General features: G+C 60.6%; 15 protein-coding genes. 8 read left to right on the top strand and 7 right to left on the bottom strand.

Annotation, left to right across the window (positions count from 1 at the left end; genetic code table 11):
* Nucleotides 1-55 precede the first annotated feature (55 nt).
* Both EEQ99_RS03500 and EEQ99_RS03505 read right to left on the bottom strand, forming a co-directional pair.
* A complete protein-coding gene (locus tag EEQ99_RS03500; protein WP_029868302.1) occupies nucleotides 56-964 on the bottom strand; it encodes an ABC transporter permease in 909 nt (302 codons plus the stop codon).
* Between the two features lies 1 nt (nucleotide 965).
* Nucleotides 966-2,075, bottom strand: coding sequence for an ABC transporter ATP-binding protein (locus EEQ99_RS03505; protein WP_029868301.1), 1,110 nt, complete (start codon nucleotides 2,073-2,075; stop codon nucleotides 966-968).
* 235 nt (nucleotides 2,076-2,310) lie between these two features.
* On the opposite strand from EEQ99_RS03505, the gene EEQ99_RS03510 reads away from it, so the two are divergent.
* The 6 genes from EEQ99_RS03510 to EEQ99_RS03535 all read left to right on the top strand — a co-directional run bounded on the left by EEQ99_RS03510 (nucleotide 2,311) and on the right by EEQ99_RS03535 (nucleotide 9,236).
* A complete protein-coding gene (locus EEQ99_RS03510) occupies nucleotides 2,311-3,009 on the top strand; it encodes a GntR family transcriptional regulator (RefSeq protein ID WP_127430020.1) in 699 nt (232 codons plus the stop codon).
* 104 nt (nucleotides 3,010-3,113) lie between these two features.
* Entirely contained in the window at nucleotides 3,114-4,475 is a 1,362-nt protein-coding gene (locus EEQ99_RS03515; RefSeq protein WP_029868299.1) for an aspartate aminotransferase family protein, read from the top strand.
* A 2-nt stretch (nucleotides 4,476-4,477) separates the two neighbouring features.
* Nucleotides 4,478-6,187, top strand: coding sequence for an acetolactate synthase catalytic subunit (locus EEQ99_RS03520; protein WP_029868298.1), 1,710 nt, complete (start codon nucleotides 4,478-4,480; stop codon nucleotides 6,185-6,187).
* Nucleotides 6,184-6,942 carry a 3-oxoacyl-ACP reductase FabG gene (gene fabG, locus EEQ99_RS03525; RefSeq protein ID WP_028756402.1) on the top strand — a complete coding sequence of 253 codons (759 nt, stop codon included), beginning with the start codon at nucleotides 6,184-6,186 and terminating at the stop codon, nucleotides 6,940-6,942. The genes EEQ99_RS03520 and fabG overlap by 4 nt, the downstream gene beginning before the upstream one ends.
* 39 nt (nucleotides 6,943-6,981) lie before the next feature.
* Nucleotides 6,982-7,653: a response regulator transcription factor gene (locus tag EEQ99_RS03530; protein ID WP_028756403.1), complete on the top strand. Its 672-nt coding sequence runs from the start codon at nucleotides 6,982-6,984 to the stop codon at nucleotides 7,651-7,653.
* Between the two features lie 452 nt (nucleotides 7,654-8,105).
* A complete protein-coding gene (locus EEQ99_RS03535) occupies nucleotides 8,106-9,236 on the top strand; it encodes an RHE_PE00001 family protein (protein WP_097622679.1) in 1,131 nt (376 codons plus the stop codon).
* Between the two features lie 221 nt (nucleotides 9,237-9,457).
* On the opposite strand, the gene EEQ99_RS03540 is transcribed toward EEQ99_RS03535, so the two are convergent.
* From EEQ99_RS03540 to EEQ99_RS03550, 3 genes are read right to left on the bottom strand one after another with little or no spacing between them, the layout of a single operon-like run.
* Nucleotides 9,458-10,168 (bottom strand): Bax inhibitor-1/YccA family protein, encoded by a 711-nt coding sequence (locus tag EEQ99_RS03540; RefSeq protein WP_029868142.1) that lies wholly within the window; start codon nucleotides 10,166-10,168, stop codon nucleotides 9,458-9,460.
* A 20-nt stretch (nucleotides 10,169-10,188) separates the two neighbouring features.
* Nucleotides 10,189-10,956, bottom strand: a complete 768-nt coding sequence (locus EEQ99_RS03545; protein ID WP_029868143.1) for an anti-sigma factor family protein — start codon at nucleotides 10,954-10,956, stop codon at nucleotides 10,189-10,191.
* Nucleotides 10,943-11,482 carry a sigma-70 family RNA polymerase sigma factor gene (locus tag EEQ99_RS03550; protein ID WP_003553462.1) on the bottom strand — a complete coding sequence of 180 codons (540 nt, stop codon included), beginning with the start codon at nucleotides 11,480-11,482 and terminating at the stop codon, nucleotides 10,943-10,945. Before EEQ99_RS03550 ends, EEQ99_RS03545 begins: the two co-directional genes overlap by 14 nt.
* Here EEQ99_RS03550 and EEQ99_RS03555 point away from each other — a divergent pair.
* Nucleotides 11,481-11,675 carry a hypothetical protein gene (locus tag EEQ99_RS03555; protein ID WP_029868144.1) on the top strand — a complete coding sequence of 65 codons (195 nt, stop codon included), beginning with the start codon at nucleotides 11,481-11,483 and terminating at the stop codon, nucleotides 11,673-11,675. The genes EEQ99_RS03550 and EEQ99_RS03555 overlap by 2 nt on opposite strands.
* Nucleotides 11,672-11,980, top strand: a complete 309-nt coding sequence (locus EEQ99_RS03560) for a hypothetical protein (RefSeq protein ID WP_029868145.1) — start codon at nucleotides 11,672-11,674, stop codon at nucleotides 11,978-11,980. Before EEQ99_RS03555 ends, EEQ99_RS03560 begins: the two co-directional genes overlap by 4 nt.
* Before the next feature lie 37 nt (nucleotides 11,981-12,017).
* On the opposite strand, the gene cueR is transcribed toward EEQ99_RS03560, so the two are convergent.
* Complete coding sequence (gene cueR, locus EEQ99_RS03565; protein WP_029868146.1) at nucleotides 12,018-12,407, bottom strand: Cu(I)-responsive transcriptional regulator; 390 nt, start codon at nucleotides 12,405-12,407, stop codon at nucleotides 12,018-12,020.
* Nucleotides 12,408-12,416: 9 nt separating this feature from the next.
* Nucleotides 12,417-14,942, bottom strand: coding sequence for a heavy metal translocating P-type ATPase (locus EEQ99_RS03570; RefSeq protein ID WP_029868147.1), 2,526 nt, complete (start codon nucleotides 14,940-14,942; stop codon nucleotides 12,417-12,419).
* Between the last annotated feature and the right edge of the window lie 50 nt (nucleotides 14,943-14,992).

A 14,992-nucleotide genomic window follows, 5' to 3' on the forward strand; every position in this document is an offset into this window, starting at 1 on the left:
AGGTCGATGGGTGCTTTTGACGGGAGAGCCGGCGAATGGGGCGATGGCTACGGGTTCAGTTGACACTGTTCATCCCTTTACTGAGGGAAAGCGCCTTGCGGAACACAAGGACGAAGACCAGCGTCGTGGTCAGAAGGACGGTCGCGAGCGCTGCGGCAAATGGCCAGTCGAGCAGGACGGTGGTTTGCTGACCGATCAGCGTTGCCATCATCAATGCTCCAGGCCCACCGACGAGTGCCGGTGTGATGTAAAAGCCGATCGCCAGGATGAAGCACATGACGCACCCGGCAAAGATTCCGGGCAAGCTGAGCGGCAAGGTCACGCGCATGAACGCGCCGATCGGGCCGGCGCCGAGATTGCGGGCGGCTTGGGGGTACTCTGCAGGAATAGTGCGAAGAGCGTTGTAGATCGGCAGGATCATGAAGGGCATCAGGACATGCGTCATCGCAAGGATCACTGCGCCTTCGGTGTAAATAAGCTTCAACGGGCTGTTAATGAGGCCGCTCTCGATCAGCAGACCGTTTACGATGCCGTTTCTCTGCAGCAGCACGATCCAGGCGTAGGATCGCACCAGCACTGAGGTCCATAGCGGCACGAAGACCGCCGCCGATACGATCACCGCCGTCTTGCCTTTGGCGCGGGACATGAGAAAGGCAACCGGATATCCAAGCAGCAAGCTCGCCACTGTTACGATTGCACCCGTCTGCAACGTGCGAAGCAGGACTTCCATGTAGAGTGGCTCGGTCACGATCCGCTCGTAATGCTCCAGCGTGAATCCCGGCGCCATTAGGCTCAAAGAGACGAGCCGCCCAATTGGATAGATGAAGCCTCCGGCCAGTAAGAGCATCAACGGCACAATAAGCAAGAGCGTCAGCGCGTGCGAATACTGGCGCGCCGAGCGTGAGAAAATCCAGCTTGCTGGACGGGTTGGTGCAACCGGCAAATTATCGACTGTCATGGTCATTTCATGCCTCCGCAGCCGTAAAGAGCCGTAGACCGTCGCGTTCGGCGATGACATCCACGAGTGCCCCCGTTGCAAAGGGCACCCGCTTTCCGTCAGCAGGGATCTGCACCTGAATGAGCTCTCCGCTTCCGAAATCGGAGCGAACGAGATGAAGGTCGAAGGAGCCTGCAAAGACCGACGTTTCGATCCGGCCGGGGAGGGCGTTCTGTCCCCCTGCGCCACGCGCTGCAAGGCCAAGGCGCTCAGGCCGCAGCGCGAGCCGAACGCGATCACCTATTTTTGCCGAACCCTCGAAACCATGGGCTGCACCGGGCGTATCAATAACCACGTCGTCACCCAGTCTGATCGTCTGGCGGCCAGCGGTCCCGCCCAGGAATTCTCCCGTCAGGAAGTTCATCTTGCCGATGAAGTCGGCTACAAAGGCACTCTGCGGATTACAGTAGAGATCCGTCGGGGTTCCGAGCTGCGCGAGATGCCCCTTTGCCATGACAGCGATCCGGTCGGACATCGTCAAGGCCTCCTCCTGATCGTGCGTCACGTAGATGACCGTTGCACCGAGGCGCCTCTGAAGCTGCTTGATCTCGATCTGCATGGATTCGCGCAGCTTCTTGTCCAGTGCCCCGAGTGGCTCGTCCATCAAAAGAACAGGCGGTTCGAACACGATTGCTCGCGCGACCGCCACCCGCTGCTGCTGGCCGCCGGAAAGTTCGTGGGGATAGCGCTTGGCGTAGTCCGGGAGTTGAACGAGATCGAGCGCCCGGCCAACGCGTTCTGCCCTGAGGTCCTTGCGGATGCCTCGCATCCGCAAGGGAAAGCCGATGTTTTCGGCGACGGTCAGATGTGGGAACAAGGCATAACGCTGGAAGACCATCCCGATATTGCGGCGGTCGGGCGATACGGCGGTGACATCTCGACCGCCAATGATGATGCGTCCGGCAGAAGGGCTTTCGAAACCGGCGATCATTGTCAGAAGCGTCGTCTTGCCCGATCCGGATGGACCAAGGATCGACAAGAATTCGCCTGCCGAAATGTCCAACGTCACTTCGCCTACGGCAGTCTGGCTGCCGTAGGCCTTGCCTATGCGATCGATAAAAACAGGCGCGCCAATCAAAATGATATCTCCTTTTGTGTGCTTTGAGATGCATGGACCCCCCCCCGGCTCCGCCCGCGCGGCGCCAGGTGCTGTGAGCGTCGTGCCGGCAAGACCGGAGCTATTCAGCCGCCGGGGCCAAGGCGTTGCTAATATTCGCGATCCCGTTATGCTGTCACATTACGTGATCAATTTTTGCGTGATGCATTTTTGTTGCAACAAAAATGTGAAAATGTCAACTCGTGGGGAGTTAATTTTGAACGATAATACAACTGAAGAGGAATCGTCGGCGTCGGAATTGCCCTCTGGGCGCCTCAGCGACTTCGCCTATTCATCCATCAAAGAGCAACTTACGCGGGGTGTTTACAAGCCCGGTCACAAGTTGCCGATCCGTTCGGTTGCCGAAATGCTGAAGGTTGGTGCCACGCCAGCGCGCGAGGCAATCAACCGTCTGGTTTTTGAGGGTGCGCTGGTCATGGTAGGTCCAAAAACGGTCATCGTTCCACATCTCGATCTTGCGGCACTTTATGAAGCCACGCAGATGCGGCTTGCGCTTGAGGGATTGGCGACAGAAAGAGGCACGCTTTGCGCGACGAATGATGTCGTCGATAAGCTATTGGCGCTTCAAGAGAAAATCACGCTGTCGCTCGACGAAAAGCGTTATTCGGACGCTCTTCACGACAATAAGGAATTCCACTTTACGATCTATCGACTGTGTGAGATGCCGCACCTTCTTTCGACCATCGAAGCCCTATGGTTAAGGGTGGGTGCCGCGTTCCACGACCTCTATCCCGAGTTTGCGGAAGCAAAATACGGTGTCCACAACCATCTGGCCGCGATTGAGGCTCTGGTGGATAAAGATCCCTCCGCCGTCCGAGCCGCAATGGAAAACGACATTCGAGACGGCTATCGTCGCCTCAAGAAAGCAGCGCAGGAGCGTCTCAAGCGAGAATAGCATTGTGGCCGGATTTTTTTGTTGCAACTTCTTCGGGTTCATGATTTTTGTGATAACAAAATTATGAAGGGTCGCACCGTGACCCATTTGCCGGAGAAGATCGAATGTTTCACCCTTATATCTTGCGCGACGGCCGGGGATTTTCCCGGTCGAGGTCCGAACATTTCTTCAAACGGGGTCGTCGCGTATTTCCGACCGGAATCACGCGGGTCACGGTCAATCATGAGCCTAGCCCGCTATACATTTCACGCGGGGAAGGCGCCTATCTCTTCGATGTCGACGGCAATCGCCTTCTCGACCTGAATAATAATTTCACGACGCTGATACACGGCCATGGCTTTCTTCCAGTTGCCGACGCGGTTGCAGATCTGCTTCATCGCGGAACGTGTTTCTCTAACCCGACTGAGCACGAGATCACTCTGGCTGAGCTGTTGATCGAGCGCATTCCAGCGATCGAACATATTCGCTTCGTCAACAGCGGGACCGAGGCAGTGATGTTTGCGATAAAGGCCGCTCGCGCCTTCACCTGCCGGCCAGGCATTGCACGGATCGAAGGCGCCTATCATGGCGCCTATGACTGGGCGGAAACGGGGCAGGCGGTGACGCCGACTATATGGAACGACCCATTGGGGTCGCCGGCCGTACCCGCCTATCGCGGTATGCCGCCTTCGGTAGGTGAGGAGGTGACCGTTATCCGCTTCAATGACATCGCGGATCTGGAGCGCCGAATTGCTTCGGCTGCCCCTTCGCTTGCCTGTATCCTGATCGATCCGATGCCGAGCCGCGCCGGGCTGATAGCGCCTGAGCCGAGCTTTTTCGCGGCTGTCGAGGCGATCGCGAAGCAATATGGGATTCTCATCGTGGCCGATGAGGTCCTCAATCTGCGGCAGTCATATACGGGGGCATCGGCCCGCTATGGTCTCCACCCTGACCTGGTCGCCGCCGGAAAAATCATCGGCGGAGGTTTTCCCGTCGGGGCCATCGGCGGGCGCAAGGACGTAATGCGGGTGTTCGCAAGCGACAGCGGTAAGCCGCTGCTGCCGCAGGGCGGCACGTTTTCGGCAAATCCCGTGTCGATGGTCGCAGGCCGGGTCGCCATGGAGGCGATGACGGAGGACGCTTTCGCTTCACTGGAGAGCCTTGGAGATCGCATCCGGGTCGGACTTCGAAAGGAAATCGAACGCCATGGTGCAGCCTTCAGCGTGACGGGAGCTGCCTCTTTGTTTCGCATCCATCCGAAAGGAAGGCAGCCAAGGGACTTTCGCGAGGCGTATCTCGCACCGGAAGAGGCCGAGTTGATGGGTCGGCTCTCAAAGCATTTCCTCAATTGCGGCATCCTGCTTCCCGATGGCGCTGCGGCCTGCATTTCGACGGCAATGACGACCGCTGACGGTGACGCAGTCATCTCAGCCTTCTCAGACTTCCTTTCAATCCTCGAAGTAACTCCAACCGAAGCAGGCATGTGACCATGGCAACCAATAATCTAACCGTCGCCGAGCGGATCGCTCTTTGCCTGAAGAGGCATGGCGTCACCCATATCTTTGCTCAGAGCCTGCCTTCGGCGGTTATCCTTGCGGCCGAAGCAATCGGCATCCGTCAAATCGCCTACCGACAGGAAAACATGGGAGGGACCATGGCCGACGGCTATGCGCGCCTTTCCGGCAAGGTCGGCGTGGTCGCAGCGCAGAACGGACCTGCCGCAACGCTTCTTGTTCCGCCGCTGGCCGAGGCGCTGAAGGCGAGCGTTCCGGTCGTTGCTCTCGTCCAGGATGTCGAACGCGATCAGGCTGACCGTAATGCATTCCAGGAACTCGATCATCTTACCCTATTCCAATCCTGCACGAAGTGGGTGCGAAAAGTTCTCGTAGCGGAGCGGATCGACGATTATGTCGATGCTGCCTTCACGGCAGCCGCCTCGGGCCGGCCAGGACCGGCAGCTCTCCTGCTCCCGGCCGACCTCTTGCGGGAGCAGATAGTCCCTTCGCCCTTTCGTCGTGAGGCTGTCCTAGGCCACTGGCCGCTCGATCGGTTACGTCCGCGCGATTGTGACATCGAGCGCGCGGCCTCAATGATCGCCACGGCCCAGGCACCCATCGTCATAGCCGGAGGAGGCGTCCATGCGAGCCATGCCGCTGGCGAGCTTTCGGGGCTACAGGACGAAGCCTCGCTTCCCGTGCTGACGACCAATATGGGAAAAGGCGCCGTCGACGAATACCACCCGCTGTCAGCTGGCGTTCTCGGGGCTCTCGTCGGGCCGCGATCGCTTGGGCGGCACACGCTTGCCCTTGTCGAAGAGGCCGATCTCGTCATTCTGGTCGGAACGCGAACCAATCAGAACGGCACTGACAGTTGGCGCCAAATCCCCCGGTCCGCATCAGTCATCCACATCGATGTCGATCCCACCGAAATCGGGCGCAACTACGAAGCGGTCAGATTGGCAGGCGATGCGGCCGAAACCATTAGCGCACTTCGAAGCGCGCTTGCCCGACGCGATCTCTCGTACCGCGCATCGCAGCGCGATAAGATGACGGCCCGGATCGCCGGTTTCTGGCGCGCGTTTGACACGGAGCGGGAATCCGTAGCTGGTTCGGAGAACAGTCCGATACGTCCCGAGCGGGTCATGTCGGACCTGCAGCAAGTGCTGACGGCAGAGACGACCGTTGTTGCCGATGCGAGCTATTCCTCAATGTGGATAGCTGGCCAATTGCGGGCTCTTTCCTCCGGTATGCGCTTCCTGTCGCCGCGGGGTCTTGCTGGACTCGGGTGGGGCTTGCCACTTGCGCTCGGTGCAAAAGCGGCGAGGCCGGACGAGCCGGTGGTCGCCATCGTAGGGGACGGCGGCTTCGCGCATAGCTGGGCGGAGCTGGAGACCATGGTGCGGAGCAAGCTACCCGTACTCATCATCGTCTTGAACAACGGCATCCTCGGCTTCCAGCGTGATGCTGAAACCGTCAAGTTCGGCAGCTTCACCACCGCCTGCAGCTTCGCGGATGTCGATCATCGACAGATTGCCGAAGCTTGCGGCTGCCCGGCTGTTCGAATCTCTGATCCCGCCGATCTTCCTCGTTGCCTCGAGCGCGGCCTGCGTGAAGAAGGGCCTTTGCTGATCGAGGTGATAACGGACGCCGACGCCCATCCCCCGATTTCGCTATTCGCTGCATTGGATCAGGCAGCATGAGCCAGGATACCCCGCGTGTTGCGGTCGTCAGCGGTGGCACGACCGGAATCGGTCTTGCCTCTGCGTTTCGTCTGCTCAGTGCGGGACATCGGGTTGCCGTCTTCAGCCATGGTGATGCAAGCGTCATCGCCGCAGGGGCCGCGCTTGCCGAGGCTTTCGAGCCAGAGCGGTGGCTGGCGAAAAAGGTCGATCTCCGCGAACCTGAGGCCATCAATTCCTTTTTCGGCGAAGTCGGTCGTGTCTTGGGCGCACCTGGGATTCTCGTTTGCAACGCGGGGATTTCGCCAAAAGGTCTTTCCGCCGACCTTACCCTGGAAGAGTGGAACGACGTGCTCTCCGTCAACCTGACGGGGGCGATGCTGTGTTGTCGAGCCGTTTTGCCCGTGATGAAGGAAAAGGGTTACGGACGGGTCATATTCGTTGGCTCTCTTGCCGGCCGGACGAGACCACGGATCGCAGGCGCCGCTTATGCGACGTCCAAAGCCGCACTTTCAGGGTTGTCCCGTGCGCTGGTGTCTCAATATGGCCCCTATGGCATAACATCAAATGTCGTGGCGCCAGGTCGCATCCTGACGCCACTGACAGGCTCCCCGCAAAACAACACCAACATCGACGCGCTGGCTCGTATTCCAGCCGGCAGGCTCGGTTCTCCGGACGACGTCGCCGGGGTCATTGCATTCCTGGCATCGGAAGATGCCGGGTTCGTCAATGGAGCCATCATAGATGTCAACGGTGGCGAATTCGCGCCGAGTTGAGTTTTGCCGTTTTGTCTGGCTAGGAAAGAGGCAATCGACATGGCTTCTGTCATTCTGGTTTGCTCACGGAACGCTGAGCTTTATCTGCTCCTCGCGCATATCCTGCGTTGTGAGGGCTTCGAGGCGCGTCTTGCTGCAAGTGACGACGATGTCGTGGTAGCCTGCGCATCTGCAGGGGTTTCCGCCATCGTACTGGATTGTGCAGGGTGGTCGAGTGATATTGCGCCGTTATGTGCGCTCTTGAAGAATTCAGGGATTCCAGTGGGTGCTCTTATCGGTGAGGACACGCGTGCCCAACACTTGGAGTTGATCAAGGCCGGGCTCGACGAAGGCATCACACGTCCTTTGTCGCCGTCAAAGCTTCTCGCCTTTCTCCACGGCATAAGGCCGCGCTCGGAGGCGCTAACCCAACCAAATTTTGCTGCCACCGCCGAGGTCGTCCTCGGGTCGCACGTCGTCGTGGTGTCAGGCACAAGAATAGCACTTGCGCCAATGGAGATGAGAATCTTTAGATTCCTATTAGAAAGGCAGGGGCAGATCAGTACGCGCATGCAACTCATCGAGGCCGTTTGGCCAGCTCCGCACGCCGTGGAAAGCCGGACGGTTGACGTGCATATCGGCCGGCTGCGAAAAGCATTTGCAGGACTCCGCAATCTGAAGATTCGCACGCGATACGGTGTGGGTTACGCTCTTGAATGTCACGATCTTTGATGCCCGATCATAGCTTCAGCCGGGGTGGGTCCGGATTGGCTAGCCTGAGAGATCGGTGCCAGTGGGAAGCGGCGCAGCCAGAATTTGACCTCGACCTGCAAAAACAGACTTCGTTTTCGAATTGGTTGGCGCAGCTAATGAGGTCGACAAGCTGACAATCTTCGAAGACACCCATTTTGAACCGGGCGATCGTTACCGTTCGGGAACGGCGTGCGGTGGTGGGGATTGCGAGCAGCGGTACTTCGAAGGATGCGATTGTCTATCTGAGAGAAATCGCAGGCATGCCTGGACGCCATGCCGCGTCCGAGAGTGCTTCCTTATGCAGCCGCTCGATCAGCCATCTTAACGGCTCCTTCCCATACCTTTTGTTGAAATACATCGTTAAACCATGGCATACATCGGAAAGAAACTCGTAATTTGCTTCCATTTGTGAAAAACCGTAAAGTTTAACAATGCGCTACGATATCGACGGTGCAATGCTCCAAACTCTGCTTCCCTCCCTTACCGCGGCGGAGGATGCGCTGGCGCGGCTGGACGAGCGGGTGTTGCGTTCGGTGGTCGGCGAAGGCTTTGCCGAACGTAGTCATTTCTTCGATGCCGCCGGCGCGCTTTGGGTGGCCGGCGAACTCGTGCATGTCGAGGATCTCGTTTTGCATGATGCGCATATGGATAGCCGCGCTCCGACCCACGAACTGACGATCGCCCATTCCGTGCTGCGGGCGCGTCGGCGCATATGGACCGGCGAACCCGGCTGGGCACTTGGCGTCGCGGGCCTCGCAACGCTGACCGCGACCGGCGGGGAAGGGGAGGGGAAAGCGCAGGACGCCAAGAGCCTCGCAGCTCCGGTTGAGGCCGATGAAGAGGGCGAGGATGAGGACGGGCCGCTCGCGGCCGAAATGGCGGAGATCGATGCGCTGCTTGCGCGCTCGCAGAAGCTGCTCGATATCCATACCGGGAAAACGCCGGCAGGCGAGACGGCCGTTGTCCCGGCAAGGCCCAACGAAGATCCTCTCGGCTTGCTTGGTGACGACGAATGGGACGAGGAACAGCGGCTTGCGGAGTGGCGGAGCGTACTGCCATTGGCCGACAGCCTGCCGCCGGTTCTTGGCGCCGTCATCCTTTTCGAAGCCTGGGAGAGAATCGAGCCGTTGCGACGTCAGCACTGGCTCGGCGGTCTTCTTGTCGCAAGCCAGCTGCGCGCCCGCGGCAAGGTTGCTTCGCACCTCTTTTCTTTCTATGGCGGATTGAAACTGGTGCGCCATGAGCGTCGTCGGGCGCGCGATCGGGCCACACGGCTGCTAGCCTTTCTGGAGGCGATGCATCTCGGTGCTGCGGCCGGCCTCAAGGAAATCGACCGCCTGTCCCTGGCGCGCACACAGATGGAGCTGCGCTTTCGCGGTCGCCGTTCGAACAGCAGCCTGCCGGAGCTTGCCGATTTCATCCTGTCGCGGCCGATGGTCTCGGCGGCGATGATCGCCCGTCATCTGCGCATTACGCCGCGCGGCGCGCTCAACCTCGTCAACGAGATCGGCATTCGCGAAATCACCGGCCGCGGCCGCTATCGCGCCTGGGGTATCATCTAGTGCATGTCGCCCAAAAGTGTGCAGCGGCTTTGGGACAACGACATGCATAAGACAAAGATTTAAAGCGCGTCGCATGAGTGCGATTTGACGCGGTTCGCTTGAAACGAAAACGGCCGGGCGTTGGCCCGGCCGTTTCCTTTAGGTGAGCACCCAGCCAGCCATCCTGTCACAGACTGCAGACCAGGCGCTCTTGCGCTTCCTTTGCCCCCAGAAGCGCAGTCCTATTCCCGCTCGCCGGTGAAGTTGAGCAGAAGCTGGAAGATGTTGACGAAGTTCAGGTAGAGCGAGAGCGCACCGAAAACGGCGAGCTTCTGGTTCGATTCCTGATCGAAGTTCTCCGAATACTGTTCCTTGATGTTCTGCGTGTCGTAGGCGGTGAGGCCGACGAAGACGACGATGCCGATCACCGAGATCGCAAACTGCAGTGCGCTCGAACCCAGGAAGATGTTGACGATGCTGGCGATGATGATGCCGAACAGGCCCATCATCAGGAACGAGCCCATGCGCGAGAGGTCACGCTTGGTCGCATAGCCGTAGAGGCTGGTGGCGCCGAACATCGTGGCGGTGATGAAGAAGGTTCGCGCGATGCTCATCCCGGTGAAGACCAGGAAGACGGAAGCGAGCGACAGGCCCATCACGGCGCAGAAGGCCCAGAAGGTGATCTGAGCGGTGCTGGCCGACATCGTCTGGATCTTGAACGAGAAGAAGAAGACGAAGGCGAGCGGAGCAAGCATCACCACCCACTTCAGCGGCGAGCCGAAGATCGGGACGTAGAGTGCCGGCGTCGAGCCGACGACAAAGGCCACGAGGCCTGTAATGACGAGGCCGAGAGCCATATAGTTGTAGACGCGCAGCATATGCTGGCGCAGGCCTTCGTCGAAGAGGGCCTGGGAGCCGGCGACGGCACCGTAGCGGGGATTGATCGGGTTCATGCTGATCTCCTCGGTTTGAATTAATAGAGCGAGCGGGCGAGCCGTTCGGCCGCCTGGTCGAGATTGAGACCGCTATCGTCGGCGATGAGCGCATAGGCGACCTCGCCGATCTGCCAATAGGCGGCTTCTGCTTTCTCAAGCGTGAGATGACTGACCGGCTTGACTTCGAAGGCGCCCGGGCGGACGGCGAAAAGCGACAGCCGCTTTCCATCGGACTGCTCGATCGCCATTTCGACGCTGGGGCCGAATTCGGACGGGAAGATCTGCACGTCGGCAACTTTCCAATCCCTAGGCAGTTCGGGCATCACGATCGCGGTGGCGGCGCGGATGTCGTCAGCGTTATAGGTGGCCGATGTCTGCGAAGGCATCGATTGGCGCAGGGCCGCGGTCTGATAAGCGCGAACGGCATCCTCGACATAGGCGGGCGCCGGGACGGAAGCCGACACCTCCGTCGCCGAGAAGGCGCCGAAGGAATTGTGCGCCACCCAGCCGGCGGCGATCAGAATACCGACGGCGGCAACGCGCTGCATGGAATGGAAGATGCGGCCATAGGAAAGGCCACGTTCCAGCCGGCGGGCGGCATCGCGGGTCTCTGGGCGGCCGAAGGCACTTTCGCCGGCAAGCGCCAGACGCAGTTCGCCCTTGACGCTGAGGTCGGCCATCACCTTGGCGGCAATCGCCGGATGCTCGGAAAGATAGGATTCCACCTGGATGCGACGGGCGACATCGAGTTCGCCATCGACGTAGGCGTCGAGATCGGCATCGAGGATCGGATCAATTGCTTTCATTGCCGTTCCCTCCGATGATTCTCAGATGCGAAACGCGTGGCGTCTTCTCCTCGAATTCGCGCAGCTGCGCACGAGCCCGCGAGATGCGCGACATCAGCGTCCCCACGGGAATGCCGAGCGCCTGGGCTGCTTCCTGGTAGGAAAGGTCTTCGATGGCGACGAGATGCAGCGCCTCGCGCTGTTCCTCCGGCAGGTCGAAGAAGGCGTCGCGCACCTGCTGCAGGCGCACAGCATGTTCCTGGCCGGCCGGCAGCGACTGCTCTGCTTCGACAGCCGCCTCGTCGTGGCGGCGCGTCAGCGACCGGTTCCGGCGCAGACGGTCGATATGGGCATTGTGCAGGATGGAGAGCAGCCAGGTGCGCAGGTTGCCGCCGCTGCGGAAGCTCTTGCGCTTCTCGAAGGCGCGCACCAGCGCATCGTGCACCAGATCCTCCGCCTCGTCCGAATTGCGCACCAGCGAGCGCGCGTAGCGCCTCAGCGCTGCAAGCTGTCCGATGACATCGAAGGGGCGGTCTTTGCGTTCCATGATTGAGTATACGCAAGTGCAGCCGATTTTATTCCCGGCCGAGGCAAAAAAGTTGATTAGCCAAAAGAATGCTGCCCGGACCACGATCGGACATTCTTCTCCAGTGGACAGGCGCCTCAAATCGGCGATTGTGTATGACAATTACATGACAGATCATGACGCCGCTGATTTGCAGGGGAAAAATAAAGAATGAAGGAAAAGAAGCGGGTCTACGAAGCTCTCGTGGACGGCGCCATGGAAGGGCTGACGGATGAGGCGCTCTATGATTTCGTCAAGGCGCGTTGTCCGAAGGCCACCAGCAAGAAGATCGTCCGGGCCTCGCTTCTCGCGCTGACCGATCCTCATCTCAGAGACCGCAATATTCTCGACGTGATCTATGCGCTGGCGATCAAGCATAGGCTGGATGACGGCGTGCTGGACGATAGTGAAGACGACGAGCCCGACGAGCGGGCTCAAACTTCGCAGGCGGCCAACCAGAACATGCCGCCGCTTTCCTGATGCAGGCCGCCTGAATCGGCCTGCTCGTGCGAAATGGTCAGGCGCCGTCCGAAAGCTCTTCGAGGATCGGACAGTCCGGCCTGTCGTTGCCGTGGCAGGCAAGCACGAGGTGCTCCAGCGTCCGTCGCAGTTCCGTCAGCTCGCGGATCTTGCGGTCGATCTCGGTAAGCTTTGTCTGAGCGATATCCCTAACGTCGGCGCTCGCCCGATCCTTGTCCTCATAGAGCGCCAGCAATTGCCGGCATTCCTCGACCGAAAAGCCGAGGCCGCGCGAGCGCTGCAGGAAACGCAGCTTGTGGACGTCGGTCGCGGCATAGTCGCGATAGCCGTTTCCACCCCTTTCGGGGCGGATGAGGCCGATATCCTCGTAGTAGCGGATGGTCTTAGACGGCAGGCCGGACCGTTCCGATGCTTCGCCGATATTCATCGCTATCTCCTATAGTTTTGCAAAGCGCAGTCTCAGCGCATTTGAAATCACCGAGACGGATGACAGGCTCATCGCTGCCGCGGCGATCATCGGCGAAAGCAGCAGCCCGAAGATCGGATAGAGCACGCCGGCGGCGACCGGCACGCCGAGCGCATTATAGCCGAAGGCGAAGCCGAGATTCTGGCGGATGTTGCGCATCGTCGCCTCCGCCAGCCGCCGCGCCCTGACGATGCCGGTGAGATCGCCCTTCACCAATGTGATGCCGGCGCTTTCCATCGCGACGTCGGCGCCGGTGCCCATGGCGATGCCGACATCGGCGGCGGCAAGCGCCGGCGCGTCATTGACGCCGTCGCCGGCCATGGCGATGATAGCGCCTTTGCTACGCAGTTCATCGATCAGCGCCTTCTTGCCTTCCGGAAGCACATCGGCGCGCACCTCGTCGATGCCGAGGCTTTTTGCCACCGCCCGCGCCGTGCGCTCATTGTCGCCCGTCGCCATGATGATCTTCAACCCACTATCATGCAGCGCCTGGATGGCGGCAGCCGTCGTCGGCTTGATCCGGTCGGCAACGGCAACAAGCCCGGCAAGCGCGCCGTCGAACACCACGAACATCACCGTCTTGCCGTCGCCCCGCAGAGCTTCGGTCTTCTCGCTAAGTGCTGCCGGATCGATGCCGAGATCGGCAAGCATCGCCGCATTGCCGAGCGCGACCGTCGTGCCGTCGGCAATGCCCTGAACGCCCTTGCCGGTCGTTGCCTCGAAGCCGGTGACCTCGACGAAGGCGACACCGCGCTCCTCGGCGCCGGAAACGATCGCTTCGGCCAGCGGATGTTCGGAGCCGCGCTCCAGGCTTGCCGCCAGCGATAGCAGCCGGTCTTCCCCGACCCCGCCGAAGGCTGCGATATCGGTAAGCTTCGGCTTTCCTTCGGTCAGCGTGCCCGTCTTGTCGACGATCAGCGTATCGACCTTGGAGAAGCGTTCTAGCGCTTCGGCATCTTTGATCAGCACGCCTTCTCCAGCACCACGCCCCGTTGCGATCATGATCGACATCGGCGTCGCAAGGCCGAGCGCACAGGGGCAGGCGATGATCAGAACGGCGACGGCGGCAAGCAGGCCGTTCGCCATGCGCGGCTCCGGCCCGATCGCGGCCCAGGCGAGGAAGGCAAGAAGGGCGACGGCGACGACCGCCGGCACGAAGACGGCCGATACTCTATCGACCGCCCCCTGGATCGGCGCCCGCGAGCGCTGTGCCTTGGCGACCATGTCGACGATGCGCGACAGCACCGTGTCTGCGCCGACCTTCTCGGCGGACATCACGAAGGTGCCGTTCTTGTTGATCGTGCCGCCGGTCAGCGGATCGCCTTTCGATTTCTCTACGGGCAGGGGCTCGCCCGATATCATCGATTCATCGACGGTCGACTGGCCCTCGAGGACGGAACCGTCCACCGGCACCCGCTCGCCGGGGCGAACGCGCAGCCGGTCGGCGACATTGATGTCGTCCACCGGCACGTCACTTTCGTTGCCTTCGGCATCGATGCGGCGTGCTGTCTTCGGCGCAAGGTCCAGCAAAGCGCGGATTGCCGAGCCGGTGCGTTCGCGCGCTTTCAATTCCAGCACTTGGCCGACGAAGACGAGCGCGACGATGACGGCCGCTGCCTCGAAATAGACCGGCACGGCCGCGCCATGGCCACGAAAACTCATCGGGAAGATGCCGGGCGCAAGCGTGGCGACGACGCTGTAGAGATAGGCGGTGCCGACACCGAGACCGATCAGCGTCCACATATTCGGGCTGCGGTTGACAACGGACGCCCATGCGCGGCGGAAGAAGGGCAGGGCGGCCCAGAGCACCACCGGGGTTGCCAGCAGCAGTTCGATGAAGGTCGCCTGCGGCTCGCCGATCGCTTCGCGGAGCGGCAGGCCGAGCATCGGCCCCATGCCGAGCGCCAGCAGCGGCAGGGCAAGGATGGCGCTGACCCAGAGCCGCCTGACGAAATCGACGAGTTCCGGGTTCGGGCCTTCGTCGGCTGGGGGGATGCCCATCGGCTCCAGCGCCATGCCGCATTTCGGGCAGTCGCCGGGGCGATCGCTGACGACTTCAGGATGCATCGGGCAGGTATAGAGCGTACCCTTCGGCGCCGGTTTTGTCGTCGGGCGCTGGCCATCGCGGTAGGCTGCAGGGTCGGCTTCGAACTTCGCCTGGCACGCGGCCGAGCAGAAATAGAATTTCTCGCCCTCGGCTTTCAGGAAATATCTCGCCGTCGAGCGATCGACGCTCATGCCGCAGACGGGGTCCTTCGCCGTCAGGTAATCCTCGGGTGCTGCCGCAAATTTCGTTCGGCAATGCTCGGAACAGAAATGATAGGTGCGGCCGCCATGGTCGAGTGAGGGCTTGCCGGCCTGCGGATCGACGGTCATGCCGCAGATGGGATCACGGACAATGGCGTCGGCAGCCTTCTCCTGATCATGGCCGCAATGGCAATGATTGTCGCCATGGGCGTGGCTGTGATGGTGATCGTGTTCGTGCTTGATATTCATAACTCTCTCCGCGCCGGGAGCGGCACCTGAATAGGGTTATGAACCTTCCA

Source organism: Rhizobium anhuiense, from assembly GCF_003985145.1.
In the GTDB taxonomy this organism is placed as follows: Bacteria; Pseudomonadota; Alphaproteobacteria; order Rhizobiales; family Rhizobiaceae; genus Rhizobium; species Rhizobium anhuiense.